The sequence below is a fragment of the Rhodococcoides fascians A44A genome (genome assembly GCF_000760735.1).
In the GTDB taxonomy this organism is placed as follows: Bacteria; Actinomycetota; Actinomycetes; order Mycobacteriales; family Mycobacteriaceae; genus Rhodococcoides; species Rhodococcoides fascians_E.
This window is the reverse complement of sequence record NZ_JMEX01000005.1, coordinates 1,029,237-1,045,438: the sequence shown is the minus strand read 5'-3', so window position 1 is coordinate 1,045,438 and position 16,202 is coordinate 1,029,237. Positions and strand designations below refer to the sequence as shown.

The window sequence follows — 16,202 nt, the reverse complement described above, 5'->3', positions numbered from 1 at the left end:
GTCGGTCGACTCCTGAGTTCAGACGTGGCGAGCAGCGCGTGCGTGCTGCATCGTCTCGCCGAGCAGCTTTGCGACGGACCCGGCTTCGGTGAGAAAGCCGTCGTGACCGTCTCTGGACTGAATGACTTCGAGTCCACGGCACTCGGGTAGACCGCGCGCGATCTCCTTCTGCTGACGCAGCGGATACAACCGGTCGGAATCCACACCGCCGACGATGGTCGGCACCGTCGCGCGCGCCAGGGCTTCGTCGACGCCACCGCGTCCCCGACCGATGTCGTGCCGGTTCATCGCCTCGCTCAGTAATACGTACGTGCTTGCGTCGAACCTGTCGGCCAACTTGTTGGCCTGGTGCTGAAGGTAGCTGTCGACGGCGTATCGGCCACCGTTCCACGGGTTCTCGTCGCCCTGGGGGTTGTTCTCGAACCGGAGGTCGAGCTCGCTCTCGGTGCGATAGGTCAGGTGCGCGATGCGACGAGCGATCTTCAGTCCAGCGCGAGGGGATCGAGCCGTGCCGTGGTAATCACCGCCCTGCCAGTCCGGATCCGACGCGATCGCTTCGATCTGAGTGGTCTGCGTACCGATCTGATCCGCAGTGGCGCGGGCGCCGACGGCGAGTACGAGGGCGGCGCCGACACGCTCGGGATGGCCGACGATCCACTCCAGTGTGCGCATGCCGCCCATGGAACCGCCGACGACAGCAGCGAAGCGGTGGATGCCGAGCGCGTCCGCGAGCGCGACCTCGGCCGCAACCTGGTCGCGAATGGAGATGCCGGGGAATCGGCTGCCGTACGGCTTACCGTCCTCGGCGAGCGAGCTGGGACCCGTCGTTCCACCGCAGCCACCGAGGACGTTCGATGCGACGACGCACCACTCGTCGGTGTCTATCGGTGCGCCGGGTCCGACCATCCCGTTCCACCAGCCGGGCAACGCGTGATCCGCGTCGGCGGGTCCGCTGACGTGCGAATCGCCGGTGAGGGCGTGCTCGACGAGAACCACGTTGTCACGTCCGGGTGCGAGCTCTCCCCAGCGCTGCACCGCAACGGTCACCTGGGGTAGCGAGGCACCGCTCTCGAGGTCGAGCCGGCCGATGTCGATACTGCCGAGCCGTCCGTCCGGCGGCGGGAATCCCGCAGCCGGACGGACGTCGTGCACAGAGCCGATGGTCAAGACGCCGCCGCTGCGAATCCGGTTTCGAGATCGGCGAGAATATCGTCGATCCCTTCGATACCCACAGCGAGCCTGACCAGGCCCGGAGTGACGCCCGAGGCCAGCTGCTCCTCCGGCGTCAACTGCGAATGTGTGGTCGAGGCGGGGTGAATGACGAGTGAACGCACATCACCGATGTTAGCCACATGGCTGTGAAGGCTCAGCGCGTTGACGAACTTCTTGCCGGCGTCGACGCCGCCCTTCAGCTCGAACGCGATGATGGCGCCCTGGCCCTTCGGTGCAAGTTCCTGGCCGCGGCCGTACCACGGCGAGGACTTCAGACCCGCGTAGTTGATGGACTCCACCTCGTCCCGCGCCTCGAGGAACGCCGCCACCTTCTGTGCGTTCTCGACGTGACGTTCGATGCGCAGACTCAACGTCTCGAGCCCCTGGCTGATGAGGAACGCGTTGAACGGAGACACGGCCGCGCCGACATCACGCAGCAACTGGACGCGGGCCTTGAGCGCGAACGCCGGAGCACCGAGGTCCGCGAACACGACGCCGTGATAGCTGGGATCGGCCGTCGTGAAGTTGGTGTGGCGCCCCTGCGTCCAATCGAAGGTGCCACCGTCGACGATGACGCCCGCGATGGCGGTGCCGTGCCCGCCGAGGTACTTCGTCGCCGAATGCACGACGATGTCCGCGCCGTGCTTCAGCGGCTGGATGAGATACGGAGTCGCGACGGTGTTGTCGACTATGAGCGGAATCCCGTTCTCGTGCGCCACGGCGGAGATACCGGGGATGTCGAGAATGTCGTTCTTCGGGTTGGAGATGGTCTCGCCGTAGAACGCTTTGGTGTTCGGGGTGATGGCTGCGCGCCACTGCTCGAGATCGTCCGGATCCTCGACGAACGTGACCTGCACACCGAACTTCGGAAGCGTGTAGTGAAACAGGTTGTACGTTCCGCCGTACAGACGAGGGCTGGAGACGATGTGATCGCCCGCTTCCGCGAGGTTGAGGATCGCGAACGTCTCGGCGGCCTGCCCGGACGCCAGGAGCAGCGCGGCGACGCCGCCCTCGAGAGCAGCGATGCGCTGCTCGACCACGTCCTGGGTGGGGTTGATGATGCGGGTGTAGATGTTGCCCGGTTCTGCCAGCCCGAACAGTGCGGCGGCGTGATCGGTGTTGTCGAACGTGTACGACGTGGTCTGGTAGATGGGCAGAGCGCGCGCGTTGGTCGCGCCGTCCGGAGTCTGACCCGTGTGAATCTGCTTGGTCTCGAAAGCCCACGAAGCAGTGGGGTCTTCGATGGGGGCGCCGGTTGCGTCCACGACGTCAGGGGTGTTGTCGGTCATGTGAGTGATAACTCCGTCTTCGAAGGATGATCAGGTTTCGAATCGGCTCTCGTCCGGAAAGCCGGGGCGGGGCGTATCGGTACAACAACACATGATCAACCTCTTCCTGGGGCCGCCGACGTGTCGGACAACTCCCGGTCAGTGGGCCCACCGACATCATGTGACATCACCGTGGCGGGCCCGCGCTTGCTCGACGGCAACGCGTGTGCGCAGCCGACTAACCAGGTCTTCTCACCCGGGGCACCCCACCGCGGTTGGAGGGTTGCCGGCCAGCAAGCCGGGGCTCGATGCTGGCACTCATGACCTGGCGTGAATCCTAGCGGTGCGATCGACTTCGGGAAACAAGCAGTCCGGCCACAACACGCGCGCCGACGGCCGGGAGTGGAGCCTGCGGAACGAGCACGATGAAGGCCGGGAGTGGAGCCTGCGGAACGAGCACGATGAAGGCCGGGAGTGGAGCCTGCGGAATGAGCACTATAAAGGTAGTAGTGGGGCCTGCGGATCGACCGTTGGACGGCGGCGTGAGCACTATCACCGCCGGAGGATTCGAAAATCGCTTGTGCCGGGGATGACAATTGACGCCTGGGACGTTGCCGATCCAGTCCGTCCTTTTTCTTCTTGATCGATCCCGAAACCCCGAAACCCCGAAAGGTCGTTGTGCCGTGTCTGTCACCGATTCCGCCCTCGCCAGGAATGTCGGCGCCGTGCGTTCGAAGGTGTCGAGCGGCCTGAGTACCAGTAACCGTCCGCACTCCACGCGGAGACGGTTCGCGATGTTCGCCCTGTCGATCGGTGGGTTCGGTATCGGGACCACCGAGTTCGCGTCGATGGGTCTGCTTCCCGACGTGGCGTCGAGCATGGGTATCTCCGAGCCCTCGGCCGGTCACATGATCTCGGCGTACGCCCTCGGCGTCGTCGTCGGTGCGCCCGCGATCGCGACGCTGGCCGCGCGTGTACCGCGTCGAGCACTGTTGATCGCTCTGATGGTGGCGTTCACTCTCGGCAACCTCGGTACCGTGTTCGCTCCCAGTTTCAACGAATTGGTCGCGTCCAGGTTCGTCGCGGGCTTGCCTCACGGTGCGTACTTCGGTATCGCGGCGCTCGTCGCGGCGCATCTCGCCGAGCCGGGCAAGCGCGCCAAAGCTGTTGCGATGGTCATGATGGGGCTCTCGATAGCCAACGTCGTCGGTGTCCCCGCAGCTACCTGGCTCGGGCAACTTCTCGGCTGGCGCAGTGCGTTCGCCGTCGTCGGGGTGATCGGTGCACTCACCGTCACCGCCTTGATCATGTGGATGCCTCGTCTCGACGGCATGCCGACCACCAATCCGATCACGGAGCTCGGTGCACTTCGCCGCAGCCAGGTGTGGATGACGCTGTTCGTCGGCATGGTCGGCTTCGGTGGCATGTTCGCCGTGTACACCTATATCTCGTCGACGCTGACCGATGTCGCGGGACTGGCACGCACTCTGGTGCCGGTCGCGCTGATGATCTACGGCCTCGGCATGGTTGCCGGCAACTACTTCGGCGGATGGCTCGCGGACCGCTTCAAGCTGAAGGGAACGTTCTTCGGGCTGGCATCGATGGCTGTGTTCCTGGCTGCGTTCGTTCTGGCCGCACACAACCCGATCAGCGCGCTGATCCTGGTGTTCCTGATCGGCGCGTCGGGCTCGTCGGTGATCCCCGGACTGCAGACCCGGTTGATGGACGTCGCCGAGGACGCTCAGACACTGGCGGCGTCGCTCAATCACGCGGCGTTCAACCTCGCCAATGCAATCGGTGCCGCGCTCGGTGGTGCCGTCATCGCCGCCGGCTTCGGGTACACGGCACCCGCGGCTGCAGGTGCCATCCTTGCCGTCGCAGGCCTCGTCGTCCTGTCCATCGCGATGTGGATGCAGCGACGGACCGACGCCCGCGCTGCTTGATCGACTCGCCTGGATCTTTCGGTGCGCACCGCTCGGTGTGCGTCCGAGAGATCCAGGCCGAGGTCGGTCAACTCGTGGTGGTGGCTGCGCCGCCCCCGGCGAGCGTGCCGGCGAACGCCGGGACCAACTTGTCGATCACGTACGGCAAGCTCAGGACGCTGGTGAAGTAGATCGCGCCTGCTGTGACGCCATCGGTGAACACGAGCTTGTTCTCTTTCACCCGCTCGAGGTTCCGATACACCCGCTCCTGCTCGAGTGCGGTGCGATCTTCGGGCTTCTCGGTGCCCCAGAGCAGCACGTCGGCCGAATCGAGGACCGACAGGTTCTCGAGCGGAATGTATGCCTGGCCGCTGCCGTCCGCGGGTGCGAATTCATCGATGTCCGACGGCACGACGAACCCGAGATCGGTCAGAAAGTCCGTGCTCAAGCCGTTCTGGTAGGCGATGGCGTCGCCGTCGTAGATTGCGTTCTGCAGGAAGATCGCCTTGGTTCCCTCGAACTCCGGGTGCTCGGCCCTCGCGGCTGCGAACTTCTCGTCGACGCCCGCGATGAGATTCTCGACGTCGTCCTTCTTGCCGACGGCGGCGCCGATGCTGCGAGCTTGAACATCCCACGGTTCGAAGTACTCGGAGTACTCGCCGGAGTGTGCAATGGTCGGCGCGATCTCGCTGAGCCGGTCGTAGGATTCCTGATCCAGACCCGCGTTGGTCGCGATGATCAGATCGGGCTCGAGCCCGACGATCCGTTCGTACTGAAAGCCGTCGGCGATGTCGAGCACCTCCGGTTGTGCGTCGCCGAGCGCGTCCTGTGCCCACGGCCAGGTGGCGTACGGCTGCTCGCCGTACCATTCGGTGACGCCGACGGGGATCACGCCGAGTGCGAGGAGGGTGTCCTGCTCGGTGTAACCGACGGAGACGACGCGTTGCGGTTCCGATTCCACCGTCGTCTCGCCGAAGGCGTGGTCGACGGTCACCGGAAACGCCCCGCTCGACTCGGAGCCGCTGGTGGGAGTGCTCGCCGTGTCGTCGGACGAACTCGAGCATGCGGACAGCAGGAGCGCGGCAGCTGCCGCGGCGGCGGCCCACCGAAGCAGTCGCGTGGATTCGACCATGAAGGTGCCTTTCGAGGGGGTGACGTGGCTCGAGTTCTGTCGGGCCTCGCTCGGATCCGTAAGGGTAGCCGACCCTTATGTGACGGAATCAGGCCGTGTCCCGCGACGCCCGCGCGGCCCGACGGATCTTCACCGAACCTCCACATTTCCCGACGGACTCCTCCACGTCCGGGCTCTAGGGTCGACATCATGAACCGCACAGTGCTGGTCGTCGACGACGAACCCACGATCTCCGACGCGTTGGCCGCACGACTCCGCGGCGAAGGTTTCGGCGTGGTGACGGCGCACGACGGACCGTCGGCGGTCGAGGTCTGTGCCCGCGAGAAGCCGGACGTCGTGGTTCTCGACATCATGCTGCCGGGCTTCGACGGCCTGGAGGTGTGCCGACGGATCCAGGCGGACCGTCCGATTCCGGTGCTGATGCTGACCGCGAAGTCGGACGAGACCGACATGCTCGTCGGACTCGGCGTCGGCGCCGACGACTATCTCTCCAAGCCGTTCAGTATGCGCGAGGTCGTCGCGCGGGTGCACGCACTCCTTCGTCGCGCCGAACGCACCGCCGCGGCATCGACTGCGACGGCGGCGATGACGCTCGGCGCGTTTCGAATCGACCACGATGCGCGACGCGTGAGCGGACCCGACGGTGAAATTCACCTCACCCGAACCGAATTCGACATCCTTGCATTCCTGTCGGCTCGACCCGGCGCTGCGGTCGCCCGCGACACCCTCCTCGCCGAACTGTGGGGTTGGGAGGATTCTGCCAGCAGTCGGACCGTGGACAGTCATGTGAAAGCGTTACGACGCAAGCTCGGCGGCACGCTGATCCGCACCGTTCACGGCGTCGGGTACGCGCTGGAGACTCCACGATGAGAGCTCCGATCCCGCTTGTCCGGTTGCCGCGACCGCTGGACTCGCTGACGTCGTTCAAACTCAAGGTCGCTCTGATCGTGGGGATCGTTCTGCTGTTGGCAAGCGTGACGTTCTGGATCGGTGCGAGCTGGCAGTTCCGCTACACGCTGCTGGCCGCGCTCGTGGTGTCCATCGCAGCAACGCAATTGGTGGCGCACGGTATGACTTCACCGCTGCGAGAGATGACGGCCGCGGCCCGCGCAATGGCACGAGGGGACTATACGACGCGGGTGCGCGCGAGCTCGCGTGACGAGGTCGGCCAACTCGCCGAGGCCTTCAACACGATGTCCGCTGATCTCGAAGCAGCCGACACGTACCGGCGTGAGCTCATCGGAAACGTCTCCCACGAACTCAAGACGCCGATCGCGGCACTTCGTGCGGTGCTGGAAAACATGGTCGACGGCGTGACCGAGCCCGATCCTGCCACGCTGAACGTCGCGCTGCGTCAGACGGAGAAGCTCGGTGACCTGGTGACCGAGTTGCTGGATCTGTCCCGGCTCGAAGGGGGAGTGCTCCCACTGCGGCCGGAACGATTCGGTGTGCACGACTTCCTCGGCGCGGTGGCGTCGGAGTACGGGCGTGTGCGCGTCGTGGTGACGCCGCACCAGCTGCAGATGTCCGCCGACCGGTCACGAGTGCAGCAGATCGTGACGAACCTGCTGAGCAATGCCGTCGAGCATTCCCCTCCGGGCTCGGCCGTCACAGTGTCCGCGATGCCTGCACCGGAAGGGGTCAGGATCGAGGTGTCCGACGACGGTCCGGGAATCTCGCCCTCCGAACGTTTTTCGGTCTTCGACCGGTTCACCAGAGGTGGTGCCACAGGCGGCGGAACCGGACTCGGTCTGGCGATCGCCCGGTGGGCGACCGAACTGCACGGCGGGACGATAGAAGTCCTGGACAGATCACCCGGGTGCCACATCCGGGTGTGCCTTCCACAGAACTGAACCCTGCCCGGTCCCACACGAGAACCACTTTCACTCACGGCGCACGCACAGGCGTGTCGTCGCTCCAAGTCCTGCCCAGAACAACTGTGAGGTAGAGGAAATGAACGCAATCACTACACCGAAGTCCACCTCCACCGGGCCGGCTCCGGTGCTTCCGCCACGCAACCGGTCATTGCGTCGATGGTCACCGTGGGCCCCGCGAGTGTGGCCGGTGCTCCGCCACGCATCGGCGCCGCGAAAGGCTTTGATCGCCGCGATGTCCGCAGGTGCGGTGGGGGCATCGGTACTCGGAGGACAGGGCGTCGGATACTCCATCACCACGGCCGTCATCGTCGCCGCAGTCGCCTTCGCACTGCGGGAAAGGCCCACCCCGTGGCAGCTCGCCGGCGCGAGCGGAGTGCTTCTGCTGGGATCGGTCGCGACCGTCCGCGCAGCGGAATGGCTGGTGGCACTGTGCACATGGACGTCGATAGTCGTTGCTGCGGCGGTACTCTCCGGCTCATGGACCTGGCGAGGTCTCGGGCTGGGGGCCTTGGCTCCGCTGTTTCTGCCGGTCCGCACGTGGAGATGGGCGTCCACCGGTGCGCGGCGGCTGGACACCGACCGTGCCCACCCGCGCCGACTGGCCGCGGTCTTCGCATCGACGGTGATGCTGGTGATCGTGTTCGGCGCGCTGTTCGCTGCAGCCGACCCGACATTCGGGAAGATCGTCGACGCGGCGACTCCCGACTGGGATCTCGGTGGCACCGTGACACGCATCCTCGTGTTCACCTTCGTCGGCGCAGCGACACTGGGTGCGGCGTATCTGGCGGTCAATCGACCGCACTTCGATCTGCTCGCGCGGCCGTCGAAGTCGTCGGTGTCACTCTGGGAGTGGATGGTGCCCGTCGCGGCTCTCGTCGGAGTGTTCGCCCTGTTCGTGGCCGTTCAGACGACAACACTGTTCGGCGGTCAGAGCCACGTGCGCACGACGGACGGCCTCACCAACGCCGAGTACGCCCGTCAAGGGTTCTGGCAGTTGCTGGCGGTGACGGCCCTGACTCTTCTGGTACTGGCCACCGTTGTTCGCACAGCGCCGCGAGGCACTCGTACCCAGCGGACGTATCTGAGGGTTGTTCTCGGCTTGCTGTGCGTCCTCGCCCTCGTGGTGGTGGCCTCGGCCTTGCATCGCATGTCCCTGTACGAGCGTCAATACGGGTACACGACGCTTCGTCTGTTCGTCACGGTCGTCGAGGTTCTGCTGGGAGCGGTGTTCGTGCTCGTCATGGTCGCCGGAATCGGTATGACAGGGAAATGGCTGCCGCGAGCCGTCGGGGTCGCTGTCGTCGGCGCGGTTCTTTCCCTCGCTGCGCTGAATCCGGACGCGTACGTCGCCCGGCACAGCGTCGAGCGGTTCGAGGACACCGGCAAGATCGACACGCGGTATCTCCGAAGCCTCTCGGCGGATGCGGCACCGGAGCTCGACCGCCTGCCCGAGCCCTATCGCAGTTGCGTGCTCTCCGACGTCACGGCAACGGTGAAGTGGACGGAGTGGAACCTTGCCGAGGATCGAGCTGCAGCACTCGACGGGCGTGGTCCCGGAGGCGCGAACTGCGCGTGATCGGATGGACGCGATACGCTGGCCACCGGCGAAGCGAACGGAAGGGGTGGACGGCAATGCGATACCTGAGCGCAATCTCGGCATACCTCGTCCTGCTCCTGATGCTCGCCACCCTTCCCGACACCGCCGTGACCACAGTTGCCTTCGGGCTGGTCGTCACCGCAGTGGCCGTGGCGCTCGCGTCGTCGGCGGCAAGGCGAATCGTGCTCGACGCCCTGTTCGGCGTCGCACACGGACCACGGGGAGAAGAACGCAGGCGCCGCGGGTCGTTCCGCCGTCAGCAACGGCCCGACGAAGCGGGCCGCCCCATGCCCAGAGCCCCGGGCGCACCGGTGGGGGCACACTGAGCGACGCTCGCGTCCGCGGCTCTGCCCCCGAACCCTTTCTGCCGAAAGAAATTCGTTCACCCGGGGAGTTCTCGTGCGCACAATCTTCGTTTCACTCGTCGTCACCGTACTGCTGCTGCTGGCAGTCCTCGACGACCCGTCGACGGTCGGCGGACTACTGCTCGGGATCGCTGCGGCAACACTCGCCGCTCTCGGTGCGGTCGACGCGACAGTCGGACTGGACCGAACCCGGGTGCCGGGTCCACCAGCGGAAGAGCGACGTCTGCGTGGACGATTCCGTCGCCAACACCGCCCTGATGCCCCCGGGCGCCCCATGCCGAGAGCACCCGGATCGATGACCTGACCGTTCCCGCAGGCTCCACTCCCGTCCCCTTCCCGGGTCGTTCCTGCAGGCTCCACTCCCGTCCCCTACCCGGGTCGTTCCTGCAGGCTCCACTCCCGACCCCTACCCGGGTCGTTCCTGCAGGCTCCACTCCCGTAGGCGAGTCTTGCCGGGATCGGTCGTGACGTTCATCGACCGACTCCCTCGAAGAGGTGCTCTCATGCTCGATTTCATCTACTACCCCGTGTCCGGAATCCTCTGGGTCTGGCACACTGTGTTCGGCTCGGTCCTCGGACCGGACAACGGGATCACCTGGGCTTTGTCCGTGATGTTCCTGGTGTTCACCCTCCGGCTCGTGCTCTACAAACCCTTCGTGAGCCAGGTGCGGACCCAGCTCACGATGAAGAAACTGCAACCGGAGATCAAGGCGTTGCAGAAGAAGTACATCGGTGACCGCGCGCGGCAGGCCGCCGAGATGCAGAAGCTGCAGAAAGCGCACGGATTCAATCCGCTGCTCGGCTGCCTACCCGTGTTGGTGCAAGCCCCGGTGTTCATCGGGCTGTTGCACGTGCTCCGCTCCTTCAACCGAACCGGCACCGGTATCGGGCAACTGGGAATGTCGCCGGAGGAGAACGCGAACACCGCGAACTACTTCTTCAGCGCAACAGACGTCCAATCATTCCTGGAAGCACGGCTTTTCGGTGCACCGATCTCCGCCGCGATGAACAGCGGGGCGGCGACACTGGAGGCGTTCGCGCCGTTCGGCGGTGTACCGACAGTGATCGGCATCGCGATGGTGGCGGTACCGCTGATGGTGCTGGCCGGCATCGCGACGCACTTCAACTCTCGTGCGTCGATCGCTCGACAGGACGACGCTGCGCGCGCCAATCCGCAGACGGCGCTGATGAACCGTCTGGCGCTGTGGGTGTTTCCCGCGGGCGTACTGCTCGGCGGTCCATTTCTGCCGATTGCCGTGCTGCTCTACTGGGTCAGCAACAACCTCTGGACCTATGTTCAGCAGCATGTGGTCTACCGACGCATCGACTCCCTCGCTGCCGCAGTCAGCGACGCGGACGACGGGACGACGCAGGCCGACGCCACGGTGGCCGCGCCGTCGAAGCCCCGGCCCGGTGTCAAGCCCGGAGGCCGTAAACGTCGACGCCGATAGATTCCAGGTCTGTCGGTGGTCTCGGCTACGGTGCCCTACGTGACTATCACCGTGTCCACAGTCAACGTAAACGGAGTACGCGCAGCAGCCAGGAAAGGCATGTTGCCGTGGCTCGAGACCACCGACGCGGACGTGATCTGTCTGCAGGAAACCCGCGCGAACGACGGCGAACTCACCAAGGCGCTCGCCCCCGCACTCGACGAAGGCTGGCACCTGGCCTCCGCCGAACCGTCGGCGAAGGGGCGCAACGGTGTGGCGATCCTGTCCCGCACGGCGCCCGATGCCATCCGGGTCGGCATCGGCGCGAAGGAGTTCTCCGATTCCGGACGCTACATCGAGGCCGATTTCGGTGATGTGTCCGTCGCGAGCCTGTACCTGCCGTCCGGCGAGGTCGGTACCGAACGCCAAGAGGAGAAGGAACGCTTCATGGCGGCGTTCGCCAAATACCTCGCCGCATCCGCGAAAGCAGCGAAGTCCGCGGATCGAGACGTGGTCGTGTGCGGAGACTGGAACATCGCCCACACCGAGGCCGACCTGAAGGCGTGGAAGACCAATCGGAAGAACTCCGGATTCCTGCCGGAAGAGCGCGCATGGGTCTCCGCTCTGCTGACGGAGAAGGCGCCGTGGACCGACGTCGTGCGCGCTCTGCACCCGGATGTCGAAGGACCGTACAGCTGGTGGTCCTACCGGGGGAAGGCGTTCGACAACGACGCGGGTTGGCGTATCGACTACCAGCTGGCAACGGCGTCGCTCGCAGAGCGAGCCAAAGAGGCCGTCACCGAACGTGCCGAGGCCTACGACCAACGGTGGTCCGATCACGCGCCCGTCACCGTCCGGTACCGGTAACACCTGAGAAGAATCGCCTTGCTCGGGCGTGAAAAGATTACGAGCATGTCTTCTCCTTCGCCCACCGACGCACCACAGGGCCCGCGTCAGCGAGTTCTGTCCGGGATCCAGCCGACCGGGGATTCGTTCCACCTCGGCAACTATCTCGGTGCGGTGCGTCAGTGGGTGGCGTTGCAGGAAGACTACGACGCGTTCTACTTCATCCCGGACCTGCACGCCATCACCGTTCCCCAGGACCCCAAGGCGCTGCGCAACCGCACTCGCATCGCCGCGGCGCAGCTGCTGGCGGTGGGAATCGACCCGAAGCGCTCCACTCTGTTCGTGCAGAGCCAGGTTCCCGAACACGCGCAGCTCGCGTGGGTCCTCAACTGCATCACCGGATTCGGTGAAGCAGGGCGAATGACGCAGTTCAAGGACAAGTCGGCGAAACAGGGGCGTGACCAGACCACTGTCGGGCTGTTCACCTACCCCGTTCTCCAGGCTGCCGACATTCTGCTGTATCGCCCCAATCTCGTTCCCGTCGGCGAGGATCAGCGTCAGCACCTCGAGTTGACCCGTGATCTCGCGCAGCGTTTCAACACTCGCTTCAAGAAGACGTTCGTCGTGCCCGACGCGCACATCATCAAGGGCACGGCAAAGATCTTCGATCTGCAGGAGCCGACCTCAAAGATGAGCAAGTCCGGATCCAACCCGGCTGGCATCGTGAACCTTCTCGACGACCCCAAGGTGACGGCGAAGAAACTCCGATCCGCGGTCACGGACAACGATCGTGACATTGTGTTCGATCCCGAGAACAAGCCGGGCGTCAGCAACCTGCTCGTCATCCAGTCCGCCCTCTCGGACCGGTCGATCGAGGACCTCGTGTCCGGGTACGAGGGAAAAGGCTACGGCGACCTCAAATCCGACACGGCCGATGTGCTGACCGAGTTCGTGACGCCGCTTAAGGCGAGCGTCGACGGGTATATGTCCGATGTTGCCGAATTGGACCGCATCCTTGCCGACGGCGCGGATCGGGCCAGGGAAGTAGCGTCGCGCACGTTGGCGCAGGTGTACGACCGGGTGGGGTTCTTGGCTCCGCTCTCCTGACTGACGCTTTCTCTGACAGGCTGGGGGGACTGACAGCGAGGGCCCGACTCCAAGAGGGTGATTGTCGTTCCTGACTTCGCAGCAACTCTGCAAGACCGTCGTGACAAATGGCCGTGGTTCGATCACACGGTCCGCGCAGCAACTCGATACCAGGCTCAGAAGGGCGACTACTACGCGGCGGGCATGACCTACTTCAGCGTCCTCGCGCTGTTCCCGTTGCTGATGGTCGCGTTCGCAGCTGCCGGGTTCATCCTGGTCGGTCAGCCGGAGTGGCTCGATCAGATCCGTGACCAGATTGCGCAGAACGTTCCGGGAAGCTTCGGCGAGACCATCAATTCGTTGATCGACACCGCCGTCGAGTCCAGAACGAGCGTCGGCATCATCGGTCTGCTCGGTGCGCTCTACGCAGGTCTTGGGTGGATTGCCAATCTGCGCGAGGCGCTGACGGCGATGTGGGAGTTCGTACACGAGCCGGGAAGTTTTCTCGCGACCAAGCTGAAGGATTTCGCGGCACTCGTCGGCCTCGGGTTGGCGCTCGCGCTCTCGCTCGGCCTGTCGGCGTTGAACGGCGGATCCGTCATGCGCAGTCTGCTGGAACTGGCGAATCTCGACCAGGCTCCCGGCGTCGGGATTCTGTTACGAGTCGTGTCGGTGCTGTTGGCGCTGGCCGCGACCTGGGCGGTGATGACGTGGGTCATCTCGAGGCTGCCGAGAGAGCCCGTCCCGTTCCGCAGCGCGGTCAAGGGCGGCTTGATCGCAGCCGTCGGCTTCGAGATCTTCAAGCAGATCGCCGCGATCTATCTCGCGTCGGTCACCAACGGTCCCGCCGGAGTCGTCTTCGGCCCCATCATCGGTCTCCTCGTGTTCGTGTTCACGACATCGCGATTCATCCTGTTCGCCACGGCATTTGCGGCGACGACCCGAGAAAGCATGGCGCTGGCCTACGTCCCTCCGCCGGAGCCGGCCGTCATCAACACGCGGGTGGAGGTCAACGAGGGCCCGACCCTCGGCGGCGGAATTGCGCTCGTGGGCGCCGGCGCGCTGGCCGCCGTCGGGCTCGGGTTCTTGAACCGGAGACGCTGACCTCAGCGACGCCGGTGGAGTTGCCGAGCCCACAGCAGGAGCCCGATCACCACCAACCCGCCGACGACGGCGACGCCGATTCGTATCGCAGTGTCACCACCCGCCTCGAGGGACGTCTCCCGTTCGCCTGCCGTGCTCGGAGTGTCCGGCGGAGATGCCAGAGTCGGCGCGGCCGTGCGTGTGCTGGTGACGCCTCCCACCGACTCCGGCGGCACCAGCGTTCCCACACTCGTGCCCGGTGGTAGCGCGAAGCCGTAGTCGAGCAGCCTGGCTGCTTGCTCCCACGGACGAATCGGCAGCACGTCGCCCTTCATGATGGTGACTGCGAGGCGTCTGCCGTTCTTGTCGGCGCCTCCGACGAACGTCTGACGTGCGTCGTCGGTGTATCCGGTTTTGCCGCCCACGGCGCCGTCGTAGTTGTACAGAAGCTGATTGTCGTTCGACAAGGTGAATCCTGGACGGTCGACGTCGTCGGGGATGTTCGGATCCTTGGGGAAGCCCGGAAACTGAACGGTCTCGGTGGAAATCAACTGAGCGAACGTGGGGTTCTCCATCGCCGCACGGAAGAACAACGCGAGATCGTATGCAGAACTGGACATTCCAGGACCGTCGAGACCGGACGGCGTCGCCGTGCGTGTGTCGAGCGCGCCCAGAGACCGTGCCTTGGCGTTCATCTTGGCGACAGTGGCGTCGTCGCCGCCCATCTGAGAGGCCAACGCGTGCGCAGCGTCGTTCCCCGACGCCATCACCAGGCCCTGCATCAATTGAAAGTTGCTGTACACGCCGCCCTTGCCGATGCCGACGGCGCTGCCCTCGGCATTCGCGTCCTCGGCTGTGGCGACGACGGTGGTGTTCAGGTCGAGCTCGTCGAGGGCGACCAACGCCAGCAGGATCTTGATCGTGCTTGCCGGGCGGTACCGGCCGTGCGGATCCTTCGCGGCGATGACGTCACCCGAGTCCAGATCCGACAGAACCCAACCCGTCGCAGAGATGTCCTCGGGGAGGGCGGGTGCACCGTCCGGCACCACCACGCCGCAGTAACCGAGTTGCTCACCGCCCACGGCGTCGGCGGGAACCGGGAGTGGCGTGGGCGCGCTCTCCCCGGGCTTCGGCACCTCGGACAGATCGATGGCTGGCGGTGGCGACGTCGCCTGCGGGCAGTCGTCGGTGTTCGGCGTCGAGAACGGGGTCGAAGTCCCGGCGGGAGGGTCGGGTTCCTGCGCAGCAGCCGGGCCGGCTGCCACGAACAGGACCGCAGCTGCGGCCAGTGCCGCTGCAGTTCGCGAAATCGTTTTCATCGCGAACAACCTTAGGTCTCGGTGTGAGCGACGCGGGCACGACTCACCGGACCGTCGATGGGCAGTCAGATCTGGTCGGACAGGTCGGAGAAGTAGTTGAGCTGCCAGGTCTGCGCGGCCACGCCGGACCTGTTGTTCGGTTCGTCCCATTCGGGGTAGACCCGAAAACCGCGCTTGCCCTCGGTGGTCCCCACCGTGAGCACGCCGTGCTCGGACAGTGCGTGCTTGGGGAACTCGAAGTAGCCGTACGATTTCGGCGTCCACGTGACAACGATCAGACGATCGAAGTCGTCACGTACATCGAAGGGCTCGATCTGATCGCCGGTCGCGCGCTTCCAGAACGTCACGAACTGGCCGACCTTCTTGGGTGTGGTCCGAGCAACGCGGAAGTGAACGGAAAGACCGTCGATCGTCAGGTGATGAGCTCCGTATTCGGAACCTTCGGTTTCGGCGACAGCATTGTCCAGTACGGCTCCTCGCGCATCGAGGACAAGGGACTTCAGCTGCTGTAGTTGTGCGTTCACTGGTACCAGTTTGCTATATCGACGGCAGATACGAAAAACGTCGTGAGTGGAAATGTAGGTGCTCTCTGGTCGCTCCGCGGGCTCCGCTCCTGACTCAGGGCCTACATTTCCACTCACGTGGGGTCTAGTTGTTTTCGGGGAATCCGAGGTTGATGCCGCCGTGGCTGGGGTCGAGCCAGCGGGAGGTGACGGCTTTGCCGCGGGTGAAGAAGTGGATTCCTTCGGTGCCGTGGGCGTGGGTGTCGCCGAACAGCGAGTTTTTCCAGCCGCCGAAGCTGTAGTAGGCCATGGGGACGGGGATGGGGACGTTGATGCCGATCATGCCTACTTCGACTTCGTTCTGGAAGCGTCGTGCTGCGCCGCCGTCGTTGGTGAAGATGGCGGTGCCGTTGCCGTAGGGGTTGTTGTTGATCAGTTCGAGGGCTTGGTCGTAGGTGTCGACGCGGACGACGGAGAGCACGGGTCCGAAGATTTCGTCGGTGTAGATGGACATGTCGGTTTTGACATGGTCGATGAGCGTCGGGCCGAGCCAGAAGCCGTT

Annotated in this window: 16 protein-coding genes and 1 riboswitch; of the genes, 10 read left to right on the top strand and 6 right to left on the bottom strand. The window is 65.0% G+C overall.

The features are described 5' to 3' along the window. Positions 1-18: 18 nt before the first annotated feature. Both metX and BH95_RS08690 read right to left on the bottom strand, forming a co-directional pair. A complete protein-coding gene (gene metX / locus BH95_RS08695; protein ID WP_020113413.1) occupies positions 19-1,167 on the bottom strand; it encodes a homoserine O-acetyltransferase MetX in 1,149 nt (382 codons plus the stop codon). Continuing rightward, entirely contained in the window at positions 1,164-2,501 is a 1,338-nt protein-coding gene (locus BH95_RS08690) for a bifunctional o-acetylhomoserine/o-acetylserine sulfhydrylase (protein ID WP_080733864.1), read from the bottom strand. The genes metX and BH95_RS08690 overlap by 4 nt, the downstream gene beginning before the upstream one ends. 177 nt (positions 2,502-2,678) lie before the next feature. Then, a riboswitch (SAM riboswitch) is annotated at positions 2,679-2,806 on the bottom strand. Positions 2,807-3,274: 468 nt separating this feature from the next. Between BH95_RS08690 and BH95_RS08685 the strand changes: the two genes are divergently transcribed. Beyond that, entirely contained in the window at positions 3,275-4,423 is a 1,149-nt protein-coding gene (locus BH95_RS08685; RefSeq protein WP_033188525.1) for an MFS transporter, read from the top strand. A 67-nt stretch (positions 4,424-4,490) separates the two neighbouring features. On the opposite strand, the gene BH95_RS08680 is transcribed toward BH95_RS08685, so the two are convergent. After that, the gene (locus tag BH95_RS08680) at positions 4,491-5,534 is read right to left on the bottom strand and encodes an iron-siderophore ABC transporter substrate-binding protein (RefSeq protein WP_020113410.1); all 1,044 of its coding nucleotides are present in this window, start codon (positions 5,532-5,534) and stop codon (positions 4,491-4,493) included. Between the two features lie 189 nt (positions 5,535-5,723). Between BH95_RS08680 and BH95_RS08675 the strand changes: the two genes are divergently transcribed. The 9 genes from BH95_RS08675 to yhjD all read left to right on the top strand — a co-directional run bounded on the left by BH95_RS08675 (position 5,724) and on the right by yhjD (position 13,839). Further along, positions 5,724-6,404, top strand: coding sequence for a response regulator transcription factor (locus BH95_RS08675; RefSeq protein WP_037181585.1), 681 nt, complete (start codon positions 5,724-5,726; stop codon positions 6,402-6,404). Beyond that, positions 6,401-7,387 carry a sensor histidine kinase gene (locus BH95_RS08670; RefSeq protein WP_027499116.1) on the top strand — a complete coding sequence of 329 codons (987 nt, stop codon included), beginning with the start codon at positions 6,401-6,403 and terminating at the stop codon, positions 7,385-7,387. The genes BH95_RS08675 and BH95_RS08670 overlap by 4 nt, the downstream gene beginning before the upstream one ends. Before the next feature lie 100 nt (positions 7,388-7,487). Next, positions 7,488-8,987, top strand: a complete 1,500-nt coding sequence (locus BH95_RS08665; protein WP_244164862.1) for a DUF4153 domain-containing protein — start codon at positions 7,488-7,490, stop codon at positions 8,985-8,987. A gap of 56 nt (positions 8,988-9,043) precedes the next feature. Continuing rightward, a complete protein-coding gene (locus BH95_RS08660; RefSeq protein ID WP_244164860.1) occupies positions 9,044-9,334 on the top strand; it encodes a DUF6412 domain-containing protein in 291 nt (96 codons plus the stop codon). A gap of 73 nt (positions 9,335-9,407) precedes the next feature. Further along, positions 9,408-9,677 carry a DUF6412 domain-containing protein gene (locus BH95_RS08655; protein ID WP_020113406.1) on the top strand — a complete coding sequence of 90 codons (270 nt, stop codon included), beginning with the start codon at positions 9,408-9,410 and terminating at the stop codon, positions 9,675-9,677. Between the two features lie 199 nt (positions 9,678-9,876). Further along, complete coding sequence (gene yidC / locus BH95_RS08650) at positions 9,877-10,824, top strand: membrane protein insertase YidC (protein WP_037181933.1); 948 nt, start codon at positions 9,877-9,879, stop codon at positions 10,822-10,824. A 39-nt stretch (positions 10,825-10,863) separates the two neighbouring features. Then, on the top strand, positions 10,864-11,670 hold the full coding sequence (locus BH95_RS08645; RefSeq protein ID WP_080737990.1) for an exodeoxyribonuclease III: 807 nt from the start codon (positions 10,864-10,866) through the stop codon (positions 11,668-11,670). A 45-nt stretch (positions 11,671-11,715) separates the two neighbouring features. Then, on the top strand, positions 11,716-12,756 hold the full coding sequence (trpS, locus tag BH95_RS08640; protein ID WP_019667978.1) for a tryptophan--tRNA ligase: 1,041 nt from the start codon (positions 11,716-11,718) through the stop codon (positions 12,754-12,756). A gap of 57 nt (positions 12,757-12,813) precedes the next feature. Next, entirely contained in the window at positions 12,814-13,839 is a 1,026-nt protein-coding gene (gene yhjD, locus BH95_RS08635) for an inner membrane protein YhjD (protein WP_019667977.1), read from the top strand. Between the two features lie 2 nt (positions 13,840-13,841). Here the strand turns inward: yhjD and BH95_RS08630 are convergent, their stop codons facing one another. The 3 genes from BH95_RS08630 to BH95_RS29460 form a co-directional block, all read right to left on the bottom strand. After that, positions 13,842-15,137, bottom strand: coding sequence for a D-alanyl-D-alanine carboxypeptidase family protein (locus BH95_RS08630; RefSeq protein WP_019667976.1), 1,296 nt, complete (start codon positions 15,135-15,137; stop codon positions 13,842-13,844). Positions 15,138-15,202: 65 nt separating this feature from the next. Next, positions 15,203-15,661, bottom strand: coding sequence for a MepB family protein (locus BH95_RS08625; RefSeq protein ID WP_019667975.1), 459 nt, complete (start codon positions 15,659-15,661; stop codon positions 15,203-15,205). Positions 15,662-15,785: 124 nt separating this feature from the next. Continuing rightward, positions 15,786-16,202: aldehyde dehydrogenase family protein (locus BH95_RS29460; protein ID WP_244164858.1), on the bottom strand; the 417-nt coding region annotated here is incomplete at its 5' end.